Raw genomic sequence first — 18,383 nt, forward strand, 5'->3', positions numbered from 1 at the left:
TGACTCAGGCAGCAGGCGCTTCGCCAGCTTTTTCAGGGCCGGGCAACTCTGGGCTGTGCTTGCGCTTGTTGCCCATGCGCACGCCGATGTCCATCAGGAACTGAAAGAACCCTTCCTGATCTTCCAGCACATTGCTCCAGAACGGCGAGTGGTACAGCGCCACGGCGCCATGCACCAGCGCCCAGGCGGCGCAGTAGTGGAAATAGGGAGGCACATCTTCGAGCTTGCCTTCGCTGATGCGGCCCTTGATCAGCAAGGTGAGGCGCTCAAAGTTCGAGGCGCGGATCTTGTGCAGCTCCTCGACCATTTCCGGTACTTGGTGGCCCTTGACCACCTTTTCTTCCAGACGGTCAAACAGGCGGTAGCGCTGCGGATCGCGCATGCGGAACTCGAAATACGCGCGAGACAAGGCCTCCTTGTCCTTGTCGACATCGGCCGAATGCAACAGCTCGTTCAAGTCACGCTCGTAGTCGAGCATCAGGCGCAGGTATATCTCGGCCTTGGACTTGAAGTGTTTGTAGATCGTGCCTTTGCCGATACCCACGGCATCCGCGATCATCTCGACGGTGACGCTGTCTTCGCCTTGTTCGAGGAACAATTTGAGTGCGGTGTCGAGAATTTCCTGCTCACGGCGGCGAAACTCACGGACCTTACGGGGTTCTTTATGCATGAGGAAGAGGTCTGCACAGGTCGGAATAGGGGGGTTGCGCACGCCGTTGATACGTGACGATACGATTTACCCGATGCGAGGGATTATCCCGACTGAACGGTCGTTGGGCAACGCCTATGTGAACCGGTTATGCACTTTACTTTCAGTACGCCAACGATTTCAGCGATATCAGTCAGAAACAGTACGTGACACTTGAGCCTGCGCATCAGGCCCAATGAGAACTCAAGCGAAGAACGCGTATTCCAAATCTGTTTAAAAATCGATCAATCGCGACTGGACTGAATCCGATAGTGATCAATACTTCAACTGTCGGCGCGACATCTCCCCCAAGTGAAGCGTCGACCTGGGTACCGACGGACTGTGTGCCCTTGTTTTACTCCTAATGGTCTTAGCCCGGATTCACCCCCCAGAACCCGGGTTTTTTTTGCCCGCGATTTGGTAACAATCAGCTGGCCACATGGGCCAGTGGAAACAGACGCCTGAAGTTGTCGGTGGTCTGCTCGGCGAAGCGCTCATAGGACTCACCGCGCAGCATCGCCAGATAATCCGCCACATCGCGCACATACTCCGGCAGGTTCGGTTTGCCGCGATGGGGAATCGGCGCCAGGTACGGCGAGTCGGTTTCCACCAGCAGCCGGTCGGCAGGCACCTGGCGGGCGACATCACGCAGGGCGTCGGCATTGCGGAAGGTCACGATGCCCGACAGGGAAATGTAGAACCCCAGGTCCAGGGCGGCCTTGGCCATCTCCCAATCTTCGGTAAAGCAATGCAACACACCCGCCTGCGGCAGCGCGGCTTCACGTAACAGGGCCAGGGTATCGGCACGTGCGCCGCGGGTGTGGACGATCACCGGTTTGCCGGTCTGTTGCGCGGCGTGCAGGTGCAGGCGGAACGAGGCCTGCTGCAGCTCGGCGGCTTCGGGTTCGTAGTGGTAATCCAGTCCGGTTTCGCCAATAGCGACGACGCGCGGGTGATTGAGTTCGCCCAGCAGCCAGTCCAGCGCCGGTGCTTCGCCGGGTTTGAGATCCAGCGGGTGGATACCCACCGAACAATCCACATCGGCGTAGCGATCAGCAAGGACTTTGACGTCGGCGGCGTTTTCAGCGCTGACGCCGATGCACAGGAAGTGCCCTACCCCGCGCAGGCGCGCAGCTTCAAGGGCGGCGTCAAGGGAGCCGCCGTGCTGAGCGAGGTCGAGGCGATCAAGGTGACAGTGGGAATCTACGAGCATGGGCCTCTACAACTTGAGTGACGGAACGTGTCTGGCCAACGATACACCCGCCGGCCATGGAAATTAACGCCGGCCGAGCAGGCCGACCCACTGCACCAGCAGCGCTTCGAGCAACAGCACGCGGTTGAGGTTGGCCTTGCCAAGCACCTTCTGGCGCTGGGCGAGAATCCAGTCCTGGAGGGTCAGTACCTTGTCCTGAGCGCTTTTCTGCGCCAGGTACTGCACCACTTTGCGCATGTCCGGCAGGCCCAGGCCGTGTTCGTCCTGGGTCAGTTGGTAGCGCAGGATCAGGCTGGACCAGTCGCAGAACCAGTCGAACAGCAGCAGCAGGGGAATGTCTTTCCAGGCGGTTTCAGCCAGCTGGGTGGCGGACATTTCCTGTTTGATGAGCTTTTTTACGCCCTCGACCACCAGCGCGCGCTGCTCACGCACGCCTTGGGCCTGCAGCTTCACCGCCGCCAGGGGAGAGCCGGCTGCCAGGGTCAACAGTTCAACCCGTTCATCCTGACTGCACTCCGGCAGCGCCTGCGCCAACCACTCAAGGCTCATGGCCTCGCTCGGCAGCGGACACGCCTGCTGCACGCAACGGCTGCGGATGGTCGGCAGCAAGCGGCTGGATTGATGGCTCACCAGCAACAGCACGGTGTCGCCGGACGGCTCTTCAAGACTTTTGAGCAAGGCGTTGGCCGCGTTGATGTTCATCGCCTCCACCGGCTCGATCAGCACCACTTTGCGCCCGCCCATTTGCGCGGTCTGCACCACGAAGCTGACGAGGTCGCGCACCTGGTCGACCTTGATCGCTTTGTCTGCTTCTTCAGGTTCCAGCAGATAGTTGTCGGGGTGGCTGCCAGCCTTCAGCAGCAGGCAGGATTTGCATTCGCCGCACGCATCCAGATTGACCGGGCGCTGGCATAACAAGCTCGCCATCAAGCGCTCAGCCAGAGCGCGCTTGCCGATGCCTATCGGGCCATGCAGCAAATAGGCGTGGGCGTGCTGGGCACGGCCGGCCAGTTGCTGCCAGAGGCCGTCCTGCCACGGGTAGGCTTCAGCCACGGGCGCGCTCCAGAAGGGTGGGCAGCAGCGCATCGATGGCTTGTTGCACCTGAGCCAGCGGCTGGGCCGCGTCGAGCAGGTAGTAGCGCGCAGGCTCCGCCTTGGCACGCTCGAGGAACGCGCTGCGCACGGCGTCGAAGAAACCCTGGCCTTCCAGCTCGAAACGATCCAGGCGGCCGCGGGCGCTGGCGCGGGCCATCCCCACTTCCACCGGCAGGTCGAACAGCAGAGTCAGATCAGGACGCAGATCCGCCTGCACGAAGGTTTCCAGCGTCGCAATACGCTCCAGGCACAACCCACGGCCACCACCCTGGTAGGCGTAGGTGGAGTCAGTGAAACGGTCGCAGATCACCACGGCACCGCGTGCCAGGGCCGGTCGGATCACCTCGGCCAAATGCTGCGCACGGGCGGCGAATACCAGCAGCAGCTCGGTGTCCGGGTTCATCGGCTCGTCGCCCGGCGTCAGCAGTACCTCACGGATGCGCTCGGCCAGCGGCGTACCGCCGGGCTCGCGGGTCAACACCACTTCGACGCCCGCGGCACGCAGGCGCTCGGCCAGGTAATCGCGGTTGGTGCTTTTGCCGGCGCCTTCCGGGCCTTCCAGGGTTATAAACAAGCCAGTCACAGGCAGTCCTTAGTCAGAGTCATTGCGGGCTTTGCGGGGCGCTGGTGTCCGGCGTGGACTCTGCCGGTACGTCAACAGGTGGCACCGTGCCTTCCAGCGGTTTGGCTAACGGCGCCGGGCTGGAGCGGTAATCGGCGCGACGCTTGAGCTGGAATTCACGCACGGCGGCATTATGCGCATCCAGGTCGTCCGAGAAAATATGGCTGCCGTCGCCACGCGCAACAAAATACAGGCTGCTGCCCGGCACCGGGTTCAGCGCGGCATGAATCGCCTCGCGGCCGACCATGGCGATGGGGGTCGGCGGCAGGCCGGCGATCATGTAGGTGTTGTAGGGGTTGGCTTCCTTGAGATGGGCGCGGGTCAACTTGCCGTTGTAGCGCTCGCCCAGGCCATAGATCACCGTGGGATCGGTCTGCAGCATCATGCCCAGCTTCAGGCGACGCACAAACACGCCGGCAATTTGCCCGCGCTCTTCGGGCACACCGGTCTCTTTTTCTACCAGGGAGGCCATGATCAGGGCTTGATAAGGTTCGGTGTAAGGCGCATCAGCGGCGCGTTTGCTCCACTCCTGGGCCAGCACGTCATCGAGACGGTTGTAGGCTTTTTTCAGGAATTCGACATCGGTCATGCCCCGCACAAAGCGGTAGGTGTCGGGAAAGAACCGCCCTTCAGGGAACACACCAGGATGGCCGAGCTTGTCCATCACTTCGCTGTCACTGAGGCCCGCGAGGCTTTGCACGATCTTTTCATGCTTGGCCAGGGCCGAGCGCACCTGACGAAAATTCCACCCCTCCACCAGCGTCAGGCTGTATTGCACCACTTCCCCACGCTGCCACAGACCGATCAGGCCTTCGGCGGTCAGGCCAGGGGTCATGCGATATTCGCCGCTGTGCAATGGCTGGCCCTCGAGGTTGAAGCGCCAGTACAGACGCAGCCAGAAGGCACCGTCGAGCACACCATCAGCTTCCAGGCGATTGAAGGTGCCAGTGGGCGTTGCCCCTGCCGGCACATCGAGCAATTGCTCCTGGGTCAGATGCAACGGCTGTTTCAAGGCAGCGTTGTATTTCCAGGCAGAAAAGCCCAACACCAAAACCGCCGAGAACAGACCGATCAGCAGCAGTACAACCAATTTTCGTATCAACTCAAATATCCAATAGCGCGCGAACAATACCCTGCAGTTTACGGGTGAGCGGCCCAACCGACCAGCTCATCCCCGCGTACTCGCGTACCGGCCAGATGCCATAAACGCTGTTGCACACAAAGACTTCATCGGCTTGCTGCAATTGCTCAAGGCTGATGTCGGCCACGGCCAGCGGGATGCTCAGGACATCTGCCTGAGCGAGAATCTCGGCGCGCATCACGCCGGCAACGCCGCAACGCGTCAGATCAGCGGTTAGTAACAAGCCGTTGCGCACCAGGAACAGGTTGCTGAACACGCCTTCGATGACGCGACCGGACATATCCAGCATCAAGCCTTCGGCATGCTCGGCATCACGCCATTCGGCGCGGGCAATCACCTGCTCAAGACGATTGAGGTGCTTGAGCCCGGCCAGTAGCGGTTGTTCGGCCAAGCGCGTGGCGCACGCGAACAGGCGGATGCCGTCGGTGGCATGGGATTGGGGATAAGCGGCAGGCGGACTGCCCTGCAAGATACGGCGTAAAGCGGCATCGGGGTTGATGCCATAACCCCGCTGGCTGTCGCCACGGGTCAGAATCAACTTGAGCACGCCATCGCCAAGGGCGGCGGCATAGGCGAGCACCTCGCTACGCACCAGAGCGTGATCCCCCGCCAGTGCGAGGCGCCTGCAACCTTCCTGCAGACGCTGCAGGTGACGGTCAAGCAGCAGCGGCTGCCCAGCCTTGACCGCGATGGTTTCAAACACACCATCGCCGTACGCCAGGCCGCGATCTTTCAGGGGCACGCTGTCCGCTGGCTGACCGTCGACCCAGCTGTGCATCACTCGGCGAACCGGCGGAACACCAGCGAGCCGTTGGTGCCACCAAACCCGAACGAGTTGGAGATCACCACGTCAATCGGCATCGGTTGCGCTTCGTGCGGCACGAAGTTCAGGTCACACCCTTCGTCCGGCTCGTCAAGGTTGATGGTCGGCGGAGCGACCTGGTCCTTGATAGCCATCACGCTGAAGATCGCCTCGACCGCGCCCGCCGCACCCAGCAGATGGCCGGTCATGGACTTGGTGGAGCTGACCGCCAGCTTATAAGCGTGCTCGCCGAATACCGATTTGATGGCCTCGGCTTCCGCCAGGTCGCCGGTTGGCGTCGAAGTGCCATGGGCGTTGATGTACTGCACTTGGTCGGCGTTGACCTTCGCATCGCGCAGGGCGTTGGTGATGCAGCGCGCAGCACCCGCACCGTCGGCCGGTGGCGAGGTCATGTGGTAGGCGTCGCCGCTCATGCCAAACCCGATCAGCTCGGCATAGATGGTGGCGCCACGCGCCTTGGCGTGCTCCAGCTCTTCCAATACCAGGGCACCGGCACCGTCGGACAGCACGAAACCGTCACGGCCCTTGTCCCAGGGACGGCTGGCGCGGGTCGGCTCGTCGTTGCGGGTCGACAGCGCACGGGACGCGCCGAAGCCGCCCATACCCAGGCCGCAGGCGGCCATCTCGGCGCCACCGGCGATCATCACGTCGGCCTCATCGTAGGCGATGTTGCGCGCCGCCATGCCGATGCAGTGAGTGCCCGTGGTGCACGCCGTTGCGATGGCGTAGTTAGGCCCCTGTGCGCCCAAGTGGATGGACAGGAAACCGGAAATCATATTGATGATCGAGCCCGGCACGAAGAACGGTGAAATTCGACGGGGGCCGGAATCGTGCAGCGTGCGACTGGTTTCTTCGATATTGGTCAGACCACCAATGCCCGAACCCATGGCCACGCCGATACGGTCACGGTTGGCGTCGGTCACTTCAAGGCCGGCATTACGCACCGCCTGAAAACCGGCTGCCAGGCCGTACTGAATGAACAGGTCGAGCTTGCGGGATTCCTTGACCGAGAGATATTCCTCGACATTGAAGCCCTTTACCGAGCCGCCAAAACGGGTGGAATAGGCAGAAAGGTCCGTGTGTTCGATCAGACCAATACCACTGTGGCCAGCCAGAATGCCCTGCCAACTGCTTGGCACATCCGTGCCCAGAGGCGACAACATACCCATACCGGTGACTACGACGCGTCTACGCGACACAGCACTCTCCTTTTTCTAATGACGACACTTTGCTTCGCAGCGTACTTTTTCGTCACCGTTTAAAGAAAAAACCGCACGCCGTTACAGCAGTGCGGTTTTTCCCTTAAAGCAAGCGACGACTACAAACTATTACGCCTGGTGGGCAGTAACGTAGTCGATAGCAGCTTGAACAGTAGTGATTTTTTCAGCTTCTTCGTCCGGGATTTCGGTCTCGAATTCCTCTTCCAGAGCCATCACCAGCTCAACGGTGTCAAGGGAATCGGCACCCAGGTCTTCTACGAAGGAAGCAGAGTTGGTCACTTCTTCTTCTTTAACGCCCAGTTGCTCGGCAACGATTTTCTTGACGCGCTCTTCGATGGTGCTCATACCTTGTTTAACTCCTAATGGACAAATTCAGGCAGCTGGCCAGTGGGTAAGTGTATAGAAAGCCATTTCAGCTTTTCAACCGAAAGCTTTCACCCTGTACCCGCTCGGCCACCTGCCTATAAATTAAGTTGCAGCTTTATAACGGATTTTAGACAGCTCGTATGACATATTTTTGAAGCGATCCGTCACAATTTAACTCATGTACATCCCGCCGTTCACTGGGATTGTAGCCCCAGTCACGTATGCCGCACCGTCGGATGCCAGGAAAGTGACCACGTTCGCGATCTCTTGAGCCTGACCCAGACGGCCCAGCGGAATCTGCGTCAGCAAGGCTTCACGCTGCGCTTCCGGCAGTTCGCGAGTCATATCGGTATCGATGAACCCTGGGGCCACCGAGTTTACCGTAATCGACCGCGAACCGACTTCACGCGCCAGCGCACGACTGAAACCTTCCAAGCCGGCCTTGGCCGAAGCGTAGTTTACTTGGCCTGCGTTGCCCATGGCACCCACTACGGAGCCAATATTGATAATTCGACCCCAACGGGCCTTGGTCATGCCGCGCAAAACACCCTTGGACAGGCGAAACAGACTGTTCAGGTTGGTATCGACCACGTCGTACCACTCGTCGTCTTTCATGCGCATCATCAGGTTATCGCGGGTGATACCGGCGTTGTTCACCAGAATCGCCGGCGCACCGAACTGAGCGGTGATCTCGGCGAGTACGGCCGCTACGGACTCATCGCTGGTCACATTCAGCTCAAGACCAGTGCCCTGCACGCCGTTTTCCTTCAGGGTCGCGGCGATACGCTCGGCGCCCGAGGCGGAAGTGGCGGTGCCGATCACGACGGCGCCCTGACGGCCCAGTTCCAGGGCGATGGCCTGACCAATGCCACGGCTTGCGCCGGTAACCAGTGCAACTTTACCTTGCAGACTCATGCAGGCTTCTCCTAATTTCGGGGGGCTCAGGCCAGTGCCGCGCGAGCGGCAGCGAAGGCTTCAGGGGTATTGAGGTTGGCGGTCGACACGCCATCGGCGCAGCGCTTGTTCAGGCCGGCCAGGACTTTGCCCGGACCGCATTCGACCAGCTCGATGGCGCCATTGGCGGCCAGAGTCTGCACCGATTCAACCCAACGTACCGGCTTGTAGAGTTGCTCCAGCAGGTCGCGCTTGAGGGTGTCCAGGTCAGGGGCAACCGCCGCGCTGACGTTCTGCACCAGCGGGATCTGCGGCGCCTGCCAGTTGATGGCGGCGATAGACTCGGCAAAACGCTCGGCGGCCGGGCGCATCAGTTCGCAGTGCGACGGCACGCTCACCGGCAACGGCAGCGCACGCTTGGCGCCACGGGCCTTGCAGCCTTCAATGGCACGCTCGACCGCCGCCTTGGCGCCCGCGATGACCACCTGGCCCGGCGAGTTGAAGTTCACGGCGCTGACCACTTCGCCCTGTGCCGCTTCGGCGCACGCTTGGATCACCACGTTATCGTCCAGACCCAGAATGGCAGCCATACCGCCCTGCCCGGCCGGAACGGCCTCCTGCATCAACTGACCACGACGCTCGACCAGCTTGACCGCTTCACCGAGGGTCAGGCTGCCCGCTGCGACCAGTGCGCTGTATTCGCCCAGGCTGTGACCGGCGACGAATGCCGGGCGCGCGCCGCCTTCGGCCAGCCACAAGCGCCACAGGGCGATTGAAGCGGTCAGAATGGCGGGCTGGGTTTTATCGGTTTGATTGAGTTGCTCTTCCGGCCCCTGCTGGGTCAAGGCCCACAGGTCGTAACCCAGGGCATCGGAAGCTTCCTTGAAGGTATCCAGGACCAGCGGGTATTGCGCGCCCAGCTCGGCCAACATGCCGAGGGACTGCGAACCCTGCCCTGGAAAGACGAATGCGAGGGATGTAGACATGTAACAAGCCCCTAATGATCTGGTCGTCAAAAATGGTCACTCCTACGGTGGGAGCGCACGAAACTGACAGATTGGATGGTCAATTGAACTGGCCGGTCACATTTAAGCACTCCCGGACCAATTCGCCTAAGGCAACAGGTCCTCCAGACGACCGTGCAAGCGCTGCGGCAGGTTCTCCTGGATCTCGATCAGGGCCCGCGCAATCGCGCTTTGAAAGCCTTCCACGCCCGCCGAGCCATGGCTTTTTACCACAATGCCCTGCAAGCCCAGAAAACTTGCGCCATTATGCCGCGCCGGGGCCAGGTCGGCCTGCAGGCGGCGCATCAACGGCAGCGCCAGCGCGCCGACCAGGCGCGACGCCATGTTCTGCTTGAACAGTGCTTCGATGCGCGTGGCAATCATGGTCGCCAAGCCTTCGCTGGATTTGAGCAGGATATTGCCGACGAACCCGTCGCACACCACGACATCCGCTTCGCCACGGTACAAACCGTCACCTTCGACAAAGCCGATGTAGTTCAAGCCTGGCGCGCCTTGCAGCAAGGTGGCCGCCAGCTTGACCTGCTGATTGCCCTTGATGTCTTCGGTACCGATGTTCAACAGCGCCACCCGCGGGCGGACCACGCCGAGCGCTTCGGCGGCCACCGACCCCATCACAGCGAACTGCAACAGGTGCTCGGCACTGCAATCGACGTTTGCGCCCAGGTCCAGCAACTGGCAATAACCTTTCTGCGTCGGAATCGCGGCCACCATGGCGGGCCGATCAATGCCCGGCAGTGTCTTGAGCACATGCCGCGACAAAGCCATCAGCGCGCCAGTATTGCCTGCACTGACACAGGCCTGCACCTTGCCGTCGCGCAGCAACTCCAACGCCACCCGCATGGACGAGTCGGGCTTGCCGCGCAGGGCCGCCGCCGGCTTTTCATCCATGGTGATGGTTTCGCTGGCCGCTGTAACAGTCAGGCGCGCGCGATCCACCGCCGGATGGCTGGCAATCAGTTCTTCAAGAAGGGAGGCTTGACCGACGAGGGTCAGGTGCAGCGAGGGGGTTGCAGACAGGCTGGCAATGCAGGCCTGAACAATGCTGCGGGGACCGAAGTCCCCGCCCATTGCGTCAATCGCGATGACTTGAGCAGACAAGTGATTACTCGTCAGCGCCCTTGTCGATCACTTTACGGCCACGGTATACGCCTTCTGGCGATACGTGGTGACGCAGGTGAACTTCACCGGTGGTCTTTTCCACGGACAGGGTGCTTGCCTCGAGAGCGTCGTGCGAACGGCGCATGTCACGGGCGGAGCGGGATTTTTTGTTCTGCTGAACAGCCATAATTGATTAACTCCTAAACGTTTGGGTCACGCTTTAACTGCGCCAATACACTGAACGGGTTGGACCGCGTTACCTCGTCCTCGCTCGGTTCGGGCTCGTCATCGAGGCCCGCCGGCTGCTGGCATTCTTCCGGATGATGAGCAGGCACAATGGGCAAGGCGAGCAAAAGCTCCTCCTCGATCAGTGCATGCAGATCCAAAGGATCTTCGCCCAGTTCCAGCACGTCATAACCTTTCGGCAACGACTGGGTATTCGCACCCTCCTTCACCACAGCATAACTGCACTCGCTATGGATCGGCAGGGTGACCAGCTCAAGACAACGCTGGCAAACCATTTTGACTTCGGTGTCGATAACGCTGTGGATCACCACAGATTTACGTTCATCTCGTTCAAAAACGAATTTAGCCTGGACCGTACCGACAGTGTCGGAAAGCGGGTCGCAGAGTCTCTCCAAATCGGCCAGCAGCAACTCACCTTGAAGGGAGGTGCCACGATCAGCCAATTTGCGCGGGTCAACGTGAGGTGGAATCGGGTCATTCAACATAGGCGCAGCATTATAGGGATGCACCCAGCCATGTCAAAGGAAATTCAGCCCTGTGCGTCAGCCGGTCACGCCGCTAGAATCTGCGACTGTCCTGAGGAGACGTATATGCTGCCTTTATTACTGGCATCCAGCTCGGTTTATCGCCGGCAATTGCTGAGCCGCCTGCATCTGCCATTCACCTGCAGCTCGCCGGATATCGACGAAAGTCACCGCCCGGATGAATCCGCCGTGGCGCTGGTCAAGCGCCTGGCAGAACAGAAAGCCCGCGCACTGGCCGGCAACTATCCAGGGTACTTGATCATCGGCTCCGACCAGGTCGCAGCGCTCGAGGGCCGGATCATCGGCAAACCCCACACTTTCGAGAACGCCCGCGCGCAACTGCTGGCGGCGAGTGGCAAGCGGGTCAGCTTCCTCACCGGCCTGGCACTGCTCAACAGCCAGACCGGGCACTGCCAGGTCGACTGCATACCCTTTACCGTGCACATGCGCGAGCTGGATGCAGAACGCATCGAGCGTTACCTGCGCACCGAACAGCCGTACGACTGCGCGGGCAGTTTCAAGGCTGAGGGATTGGGCGTGAGCCTGTTCCAGAGCACCGAAGGGCCGGATGCCACCAGCCTTGTGGGCCTGCCGCTGATCCGCCTGGTGGACATGCTGCTGACTGAGGGTGTGCAAATTCCCTGAGCCCGTCGCAAAACCCAATGTGGGAGGGGGCTTGCCCCCGATAGCAGTGGATCAGCCAGCTTATCTGTGACTGACACACCGCCATCGGGAGCAAGCCCCCTCCCACATTTGGATCTGCACCCGGCTTGAGGTATCAGCGCAGGGTTGGGCCTTGGAAGCCCATGTACAAGGCTAATTTCTCCGCCACGCTGGCGCCGAGCTTCTTGGAGAAGCGGTCAAACGGCGATTCTTCGACGGTGAAATCCACCAGCTCTTTCTCGCCGACCACGTCTCGCGCCACTGAGCTGGCACTGCCCAGGCCGTCGATCAGGCCCAGCGGCAACGCCTGCTCGCCCGACCACACGAGTCCGGAGAACAGCTCCGGATGCTCCTTGTCTTTCAACCGATCGCCACGGCCCTGCTTGACGCTGGCAATGAACTGACGATGGGTGGTGTCGAGCACGCCCTGCCAGAACTGGGTTTCATCGGCCTTTTGCGGCTGGAACGGATCGAGGAATGCCTTATGCTCGCCGGACGTGTAGGTGCGACGCTCCACACCCAATTTCTCCATGGTGCCGACAAAGCCGTAGCCGGCCGCCGTCACGCCAATGGAGCCCACCAGGCTGGCCTTGTCCGCGTAGATCTGGTCGGCGGCGCTGGCAATGTAATAGGCACCCGAAGCCCCCAGATCCGAAATCACCGCATAAAGCTTGGTATCAGGATGCAGGGCGCGCAGACGACGAATCTCGTCATACACATAACCAGACTGCACTGGGCTGCCGCCCGGGCTATTGATGCGCAGGATCACCGCCTTGACTTTGGAATCTTCGAACGCGGCACGCAAGCTGCTGACAATATTGTCGGCGCTGGCGGGTTCCTTGTCGGCAATCACACCGCGCACTTCGATCAGTGCGGTGTAGTGGCTGCCACGGGTGGCGCTTTTTTCCATATCCATCAGCGGGCTGAACAACGCCAGCATGCCCAGCAGGTAAACAAAGGTCAGCAGCTTGAAGAAAATCCCCCAACGCCGCGAGCGACGCTGCTCCTGCACGCTGGCCAGCAAGGTCTTTTCCAGCAACTTCCAGCTCTTGTCGTCACTGCTATCGACCTTTTCAGGCGCTTTCCACTCGTCACTCATGCCATTAACCCCAGCAAAACTTATTGAGCCCGACCGAGCCAGGCCTGCAGTTCAGAAAAATGATTGATCGTCAGCCTGGGCTCATATTGCTGCAAGGCTTCGGCCGCCTGGGCGCCGTAACTGACGGCCACGCTGTCCATGCCAGCGTTGCGCGCCATCATCAGGTCGAAGGACGCATCCCCCACCATCAATGCCTGGCGCGGCGCTACACCGCAGTGAGCCAGGATCTGCTCCAGCATCAGAGGGTGAGGCTTGCTGGCGGTTTCATCCGCGGCACGGGTAATGTCGAAATAATCGTCCCAGCCATGCGCCTTGAGCACCCGGTCCAGCCCACGCCGGGCCTTGCCGGTGGCTACGGCGAGGTAATAGCCCTGGTCACGGAACGCCTCCAGGGATTGCCTCACACCGTCGAACAACGGCGAAGGCTCAGCTTCAAGGGCGATGTAGTGGTCCGCATAGTGCTGCCGAAACGCGATCAGTTGCGGGTCATCGATCTGCGGGTACAGGGTGCGGATGGCCTCAGGCAAGCCGAGGCCGATGATGCTCTTGACCGCCAGGTCACTGCACAGCTCGAAGCCGGAGCGGGTCGAGGCCATGTGCATCGATTCGACAATCCGCCCGATAGAGTTGGCCAGCGTCCCGTCCCAGTCGAAAATCAGCAGCTTGTAATCAAGGTGCGACACTCAAACGCTCCACGGTCTTGGCCCACATCTCATCGACTGGCGCCTGCAGCTTCAGCTCACCGCCATCGGGCAACGGCACGGTCAGCATGTAGGCGTGCAGGAACAGACGCTTGCCGCCCAGATCGCGGATTTCCTTGGAAAAATCTTCATCACCGTATTTGGTGTCACCGGCGATGCAGTGACCGGCATGCCGGGTGTGCACGCGAATCTGGTGGGTACGCCCAGTCACCGGCTTGGCTTCGACCATGGTGGCGAAGTCACCGAAGCGGCGCAGGACCTTGAACAGGGTCAGGGCTTCTTTACCCTCCTCATCGACCTCCACCATGCGTTCGCCGGAGCGCAGGTTGCTCTTCTGCAACGGCGCGCGAACGCTCTTGATGGAGCTGGCCCAGTTGCCACGCACCAGCGCCATGTAGCGCTTGTCCACACCGTCGCCACGCAGAGCGGTGTGCAGGTGGCGCAGCATGCTGCGTTTCTTGGCGATCATCAGCAGGCCGGAGGTGTCGCGGTCCAGTCGATGGACCAACTCGAGCTCCTTGGCATCCGGGCGCAATTGACGGAAGGCTTCGATCACACCGAAAGTCAAGCCGCTGCCGCCATGAACGGCGATGCCGCAAGGCTTGTTGATCACGATCAGCTTGTTGTCTTCAAAGACAATTGAGGCTTCCAGGCGCTGCAGCAGTCCCTGGGCCAGCGGCACCGGCTCGTCGCGCTCAGGCACGCGCACTGGCGGCACCCGGACGATATCGCCCGCCTGCAACTTGTACTCGGGCTTGATCCGGCCCTTGTTCACGCGCACTTCGCCTTTGCGCAAGATGCGGTAAATCAAGGTCTTGGGCACGCCTTTGAGCCTGGCCAGGAGAAAATTATCGATGCGTTGGCCGGCATATTCCGGCGAGACCTCGAGCAACTGGACGCTGGGGGTCTGGGGGGCGGTAGTCGTCATGGCGGCGATGATAACAATTTTTTATGGAATTGAAGCACTTAATCATTGCTGCTATAGTCGCGAACGCCGCCAAAAGCGGCCTGGACAGAGGACTTGCGGCAAACTGCCGGCCCTGACCATCGCAATTCATCAGGACGCGAGGCCGTCCTACGGGGTGTTCGCCACCTTGGAAGGCTTGGGATTGTAACAAGCGCAGGTGACATGAGGCCTGAAGCGAGTGCGCAAAGCAGAGTGAATACTCGCCTTGCGCGCCGATATTTACGGCCAGTTCACAAAGTGCAGTCAGTTTTGAGCCAGACCATGGCGAATGCTTCGGAAACAACGCCTGTTAAGAGCTGAGTGAGAGCGCAACCGCCCACACCTAGTCTTGTTTAGCCATGAGCGTGGACTCCCCATTGGAGAACACGGTAAATGCCAACCCGCTGCGGATTCTGCGCGCGGCAGCACCCGAATTATCAGGGATACGTGTAGGGTGGAGATGCACAACCGTCGGACCGTGTAGCACTAGGCTTATATTTAGACGCTTCATCTCGTCCACAGTCGCCGGTTGATTCCTCCTCCTGACCTTAGCTTTTGTTGAAGTGGTGCCTTTGTCACCGCCGCTAACAAGCAGGACGCGTCCGTCGCGATACCCGCCCAATTGGCAGGTTTTGCTGGACACTGGAGTGGCCAACCACTCTTGACGCACCTGACACCGACCGTGAGAAGTCGTGTGTGCCGAACGCCGTTTCCGGCAGCCCGGAAACCGACGGTACAACATGAAAAGAATGCTGATTAACGCAACTCAACCCGAAGAGTTGCGTGTTGCACTGGTAGATGGCCAACGCCTCTACGACCTGGACATCGAATCCGGTGCGCGCGAGCAAAAGAAAGCCAACATCTATAAAGGCCGTATTACTCGCATCGAACCAAGCCTTGAGGCTGCCTTTGTCGATTTCGGCTCCGAGCGCCACGGCTTCCTGCCCCTCAAAGAAATCTCCCGCGAATACTTCAAGAAAGCCCCCGAAGGCCGCGTGAACATCAAGGACGTCCTGAGCGAAGGCCAGGAAGTCATCGTTCAGGTCGAGAAAGAAGAACGTGGCAACAAGGGCGCCGCCCTGACCACCTTCATCAGCCTGGCTGGCCGTTACCTGGTGCTGATGCCGAACAACCCGCGTGCCGGCGGCATTTCCCGTCGCATCGAAGGCGAAGAGCGCAACGAACTGCGTGAAGCGCTGAACGGCCTGATCGCACCGGCCGACATGGGCCTGATCGTGCGCACTGCAGGCTTAGGCCGCAGCAGCGAAGAAATGCAGTGGGACCTCGACTACCTGCTGCAACTGTGGACCGCCATCAAAGAAGCCTCCCTGGATCGTTCCGCGCCGTTCCTGATCTACCAGGAAAGCAACGTGATCATCCGCGCCATCCGTGACTACCTGCGCCAGGACATCGGCGAAGTGCTGATCGACAGCGTTGAAGCCCAGGACGAAGCCCTGACCTTCATCCGCCAGGTAATGCCGCAGTACGCCAGCAAGATCAAGCTGTACGAAGACAGCGTTCCGCTGTTCAACCGCTTCCAGATCGAAAGCCAGATCGAGACCGCTTTCCAGCGCGTGGTCGAACTGCCTTCCGGCGGCTCCATCGTGATTGACCCGACCGAAGCCCTGGTGTCCATCGACATCAACTCGGCGCGCGCCACGAAAGGCAGCGACATCGAAGAAACCGCCCTGCAGACCAACCTGGAAGCGGCTGAAGAAATCGCCCGCCAGCTGCGCCTGCGTGACATCGGCGGCCTGATCGTGATCGACTTCATCGACATGACCCCTGCCAAGAACCAGCGCGCCGTGGAAGAGAAAGTCCGCGAATGCCTGGAAGCCGACCGTGCCCGCGTGCAAGTCGGCCGCATCTCGCGCTTCGGCCTGCTGGAAATGTCCCGTCAGCGCCTGCGTCCATCCCTGGGCGAGAGCAGCGGCATCGTCTGCCCGCGTTGCAACGGCACCGGCATCATCCGTGACGTTGAATCGCTGTCCCTGGCGATCCTGCGCCTGATCGAAGAAGAAGCCCTGAAAGACCGCACCGCCGAAGTTCGCGCACAAGTGCCGATCCCGGTGGCCGCCTTCCTGCTCAACGAAAAACGCAACTCGATCACCAAGATCGAACTGCGCACCCGTGCCCGTATCGTCATCCTGCCGAACGATCACCTCGAGACGCCGCACTTCGAAGTGCAGCGCCTGCGCGATGATAGCCCTGAAGCCCACAGCGGCCAGTCCAGCTACGAAATCGCCGCGGCGGCTGCCGAAGTCGAAGAAGTCCAGCCAGCCGCTGCGACCCGCACCCTGGTCCGCCAGGAAGCCGCCGTAAAGACCGCGCCGGCCCGCGCCAACGCACCGGTGCCGACCGAAGTTGCCGCTCCGGTTGCCGCGCCGGCCGCCATGCCTGAGCCAAGCCTGTTCAAAGGCCTGGTGAAATCGCTGGTCAGCCTGTTCGCCACCAAGGAAGAGCCGGTCGCTCCGGTTGTGGTTGAAAAAACCACCACCGAACGCCCTGCGCGCAACGAAGAGCGTCGCAACGGTCGTCAGCAGAGCCGTAACCGCAACGGTCGTCGCGACGAAGAGCGCAAGCCGCGCGAAGAACGTGCCCCGCGTGAAGAACGCGCGCCACGCGAAGAACGTGCTCCTCGCGAAGCCCGTGAAGAAACACCGACCGTAGCCCGTGAAGAACGCGCACCTCGCGAAGAGCGTGCACCGCGTACTCCACGCGCCCCGCGTGAAGATCGCAAGCCGCGTGGCGAGCGTGAAGAGCGTGTGCGTGAACTGCGCGAGCCGTTGGACGCCGCACCTGCCGTGGCCGCAGCCGCAGCCGCTACCACCGAAGAACGCCCGGCTCGCCAGCCGCGTGAAGAACGCGCGCCACGTGAGGAGCGTCAACCACGTGCCCCGCGTGAAGAGCGTCAACCGCGCGCCGAGCAAGCCGCTGCCGTCAGTGAAGAAGAAGAAGAAGTGCTGACCGGCGAAGAGCAACTGCAGGACGACGGTCAGGACAACGCCGAAGGCGATCGTCCACGCCGCCGTTCCCGTGGTCAGCGTCGTCGTAGCAACCGTCGCGAGCGTCAACGTGATGCCAACGGCAACGTGATCGAAGGCTCGGAAGAAGCCGGCGAGAACGCAGAAGCTGGCAACAACGAACCGACCGGCGACGAACTGGCCGCCGGCCTGGCCGTGACTGCCGCCGTGGCCAGCACGGTCATCAGCGCACCGGCTGAAGCCCAGGCTCATGAGCAGGCTGAGCGCGCTACCGCTGCTGTCGAGGAAACCGCCGCAGTAGAAGCGCCTGTCGCCGAAACAGCAGTGATTGAAGCGCCAGTGGTAGAAGCACCCGTGGTCGAAGCCACTACCCCGATCGAAACCCCAGTGGTTCCGGAAGTGGAAGTGGCACCGGTACGCGACGCTCAACCGGAAACCGCACCGGTTGCCGTTGAGCCTGCTCCGGTCATCGAGCCTGAGCCAGTGGTTGAAGCAGTCGTCGAAGCTCCGGCTGCCGAAGAAGCTGCCCCGGCCGTGCGTGAAGTTCGCGAAGAACAGACCGCCTTCCAGTGGACCGCCGAACCTGCCGCCCCGGTTGAAGCGCCTGCGCCTGCTCCGGTAGTCGAAGAAGCGCCGGCTCCGGTTGCCGAAGTCGCGGTTGAAGAAGCTGCCCCAGTGGTTGAGCCAACGCCGGTCGTGGAACCTGCGCCAGTGGTTGAAGCCCCTGTGGTCGCCGAAGAAGCTGCCCCAGTGGTCGAAGCCGCACCGGCAAGCGCACTGACCGAGAACGGCCGCGCGCCGAACGATCCACGTGAAGTGCGTCGTCGTCGCAAGGAAGCCGAGGCTGCCGCCGCCGCGGCAGTGGAGCACAAGGCCCTGGAAGCAGAGCACGAGCCTAAACCCCTCGTCTGATTCCATCAGCCATTAAAAAGCCCCGCCTGAGTGATCAGGCGGGGCTTTTTTATGGCCAATAGTCACAAGCAACGATGCTTCACTGTAGGAGCGAGCTTGCTCGCGAAAAACGTCCAGGCAACG

General features: G+C 61.0%; 18 protein-coding genes. 2 read left to right on the top strand and 16 right to left on the bottom strand.

All coding sequences use genetic code 11. The annotated features are described in order from the left end of the window. Nucleotides 1–4: 4 nt before the first annotated feature. The 13 genes from QF045_RS23480 to QF045_RS23540 form a co-directional block, all read right to left on the bottom strand. A complete protein-coding gene (locus QF045_RS23480; RefSeq protein ID WP_306494256.1) occupies nt 5–670 on the bottom strand; it encodes a TetR/AcrR family transcriptional regulator in 666 nt (221 codons plus the stop codon). Between the two features lie 445 nt (nt 671–1,115). Continuing rightward, complete coding sequence (locus tag QF045_RS23485) at nt 1,116–1,901, bottom strand: TatD family hydrolase (RefSeq protein WP_306494257.1); 786 nt, start codon at nt 1,899–1,901, stop codon at nt 1,116–1,118. Nucleotides 1,902–1,964: 63 nt separating this feature from the next. Continuing rightward, complete coding sequence (locus tag QF045_RS23490; RefSeq protein WP_306494258.1) at nt 1,965–2,954, bottom strand: DNA polymerase III subunit delta'; 990 nt, start codon at nt 2,952–2,954, stop codon at nt 1,965–1,967. Next, nucleotides 2,947–3,579, bottom strand: a complete 633-nt coding sequence (gene tmk / locus QF045_RS23495) for a dTMP kinase (RefSeq protein WP_306494259.1) — start codon at nt 3,577–3,579, stop codon at nt 2,947–2,949. The genes QF045_RS23490 and tmk overlap by 8 nt, the downstream gene beginning before the upstream one ends. A gap of 19 nt (nt 3,580–3,598) precedes the next feature. Further along, a complete protein-coding gene (gene mltG, locus QF045_RS23500) occupies nt 3,599–4,720 on the bottom strand; it encodes an endolytic transglycosylase MltG (protein ID WP_306494260.1) in 1,122 nt (373 codons plus the stop codon). Between the two features lies 1 nt (nt 4,721). Beyond that, nucleotides 4,722–5,537 carry an aminodeoxychorismate lyase gene (pabC, locus tag QF045_RS23505; protein ID WP_306494261.1) on the bottom strand — a complete coding sequence of 272 codons (816 nt, stop codon included), beginning with the start codon at nt 5,535–5,537 and terminating at the stop codon, nt 4,722–4,724. Further along, nucleotides 5,537–6,781, bottom strand: a complete 1,245-nt coding sequence (gene fabF / locus QF045_RS23510; RefSeq protein ID WP_124387809.1) for a beta-ketoacyl-ACP synthase II — start codon at nt 6,779–6,781, stop codon at nt 5,537–5,539. The genes pabC and fabF overlap by 1 nt, the downstream gene beginning before the upstream one ends. 129 nt (nt 6,782–6,910) lie before the next feature. Then, complete coding sequence (gene acpP, locus QF045_RS23515; protein WP_016973676.1) at nt 6,911–7,147, bottom strand: acyl carrier protein; 237 nt, start codon at nt 7,145–7,147, stop codon at nt 6,911–6,913. Between the two features lie 192 nt (nt 7,148–7,339). Continuing rightward, on the bottom strand, nt 7,340–8,083 hold the full coding sequence (gene fabG, locus QF045_RS23520) for a 3-oxoacyl-ACP reductase FabG (RefSeq protein ID WP_005790544.1): 744 nt from the start codon (nt 8,081–8,083) through the stop codon (nt 7,340–7,342). Between the two features lie 26 nt (nt 8,084–8,109). After that, nucleotides 8,110–9,048 carry an ACP S-malonyltransferase gene (gene fabD, locus QF045_RS23525; protein WP_306494262.1) on the bottom strand — a complete coding sequence of 313 codons (939 nt, stop codon included), beginning with the start codon at nt 9,046–9,048 and terminating at the stop codon, nt 8,110–8,112. 126 nt (nt 9,049–9,174) lie between these two features. Next, nucleotides 9,175–10,185 (bottom strand): phosphate acyltransferase PlsX, encoded by a 1,011-nt coding sequence (gene plsX, locus QF045_RS23530; RefSeq protein ID WP_306494263.1) that lies wholly within the window; start codon nt 10,183–10,185, stop codon nt 9,175–9,177. 4 nt (nt 10,186–10,189) lie between these two features. After that, nucleotides 10,190–10,372: a 50S ribosomal protein L32 gene (gene rpmF, locus QF045_RS23535; RefSeq protein ID WP_003179396.1), complete on the bottom strand. Its 183-nt coding sequence runs from the start codon at nt 10,370–10,372 to the stop codon at nt 10,190–10,192. Between the two features lie 13 nt (nt 10,373–10,385). After that, nucleotides 10,386–10,916: a YceD family protein gene (locus QF045_RS23540; protein WP_306494264.1), complete on the bottom strand. Its 531-nt coding sequence runs from the start codon at nt 10,914–10,916 to the stop codon at nt 10,386–10,388. 105 nt (nt 10,917–11,021) lie between these two features. Between QF045_RS23540 and QF045_RS23545 the strand changes: the two genes are divergently transcribed. Then, nucleotides 11,022–11,600 carry a nucleoside triphosphate pyrophosphatase gene (locus QF045_RS23545; RefSeq protein WP_306494265.1) on the top strand — a complete coding sequence of 193 codons (579 nt, stop codon included), beginning with the start codon at nt 11,022–11,024 and terminating at the stop codon, nt 11,598–11,600. A gap of 133 nt (nt 11,601–11,733) precedes the next feature. Here the strand turns inward: QF045_RS23545 and QF045_RS23550 are convergent, their stop codons facing one another. From QF045_RS23550 to rluC, 3 genes are read right to left on the bottom strand one after another with little or no spacing between them, the layout of a single operon-like run. Next, complete coding sequence (locus QF045_RS23550) at nt 11,734–12,717, bottom strand: S49 family peptidase (protein WP_306494266.1); 984 nt, start codon at nt 12,715–12,717, stop codon at nt 11,734–11,736. A 20-nt stretch (nt 12,718–12,737) separates the two neighbouring features. Continuing rightward, on the bottom strand, nt 12,738–13,400 hold the full coding sequence (locus QF045_RS23555; protein ID WP_306494267.1) for an HAD-IA family hydrolase: 663 nt from the start codon (nt 13,398–13,400) through the stop codon (nt 12,738–12,740). Beyond that, complete coding sequence (gene rluC, locus QF045_RS23560) at nt 13,387–14,346, bottom strand: 23S rRNA pseudouridine(955/2504/2580) synthase RluC (protein ID WP_306494268.1); 960 nt, start codon at nt 14,344–14,346, stop codon at nt 13,387–13,389. Before rluC ends, QF045_RS23555 begins: the two co-directional genes overlap by 14 nt. A 767-nt stretch (nt 14,347–15,113) precedes the next feature. On the opposite strand from rluC, the gene rne reads away from it, so the two are divergent. Further along, a complete protein-coding gene (gene rne / locus QF045_RS23565; RefSeq protein WP_306494269.1) occupies nt 15,114–18,260 on the top strand; it encodes a ribonuclease E in 3,147 nt (1,048 codons plus the stop codon). Nucleotides 18,261–18,383 lie beyond the last annotated feature (123 nt).

It is taken from the genome of Pseudomonas sp. W4I3, from assembly GCF_030816195.1.
In the GTDB taxonomy this organism is placed as follows: domain Bacteria; phylum Pseudomonadota; class Gammaproteobacteria; order Pseudomonadales; family Pseudomonadaceae; genus Aquipseudomonas.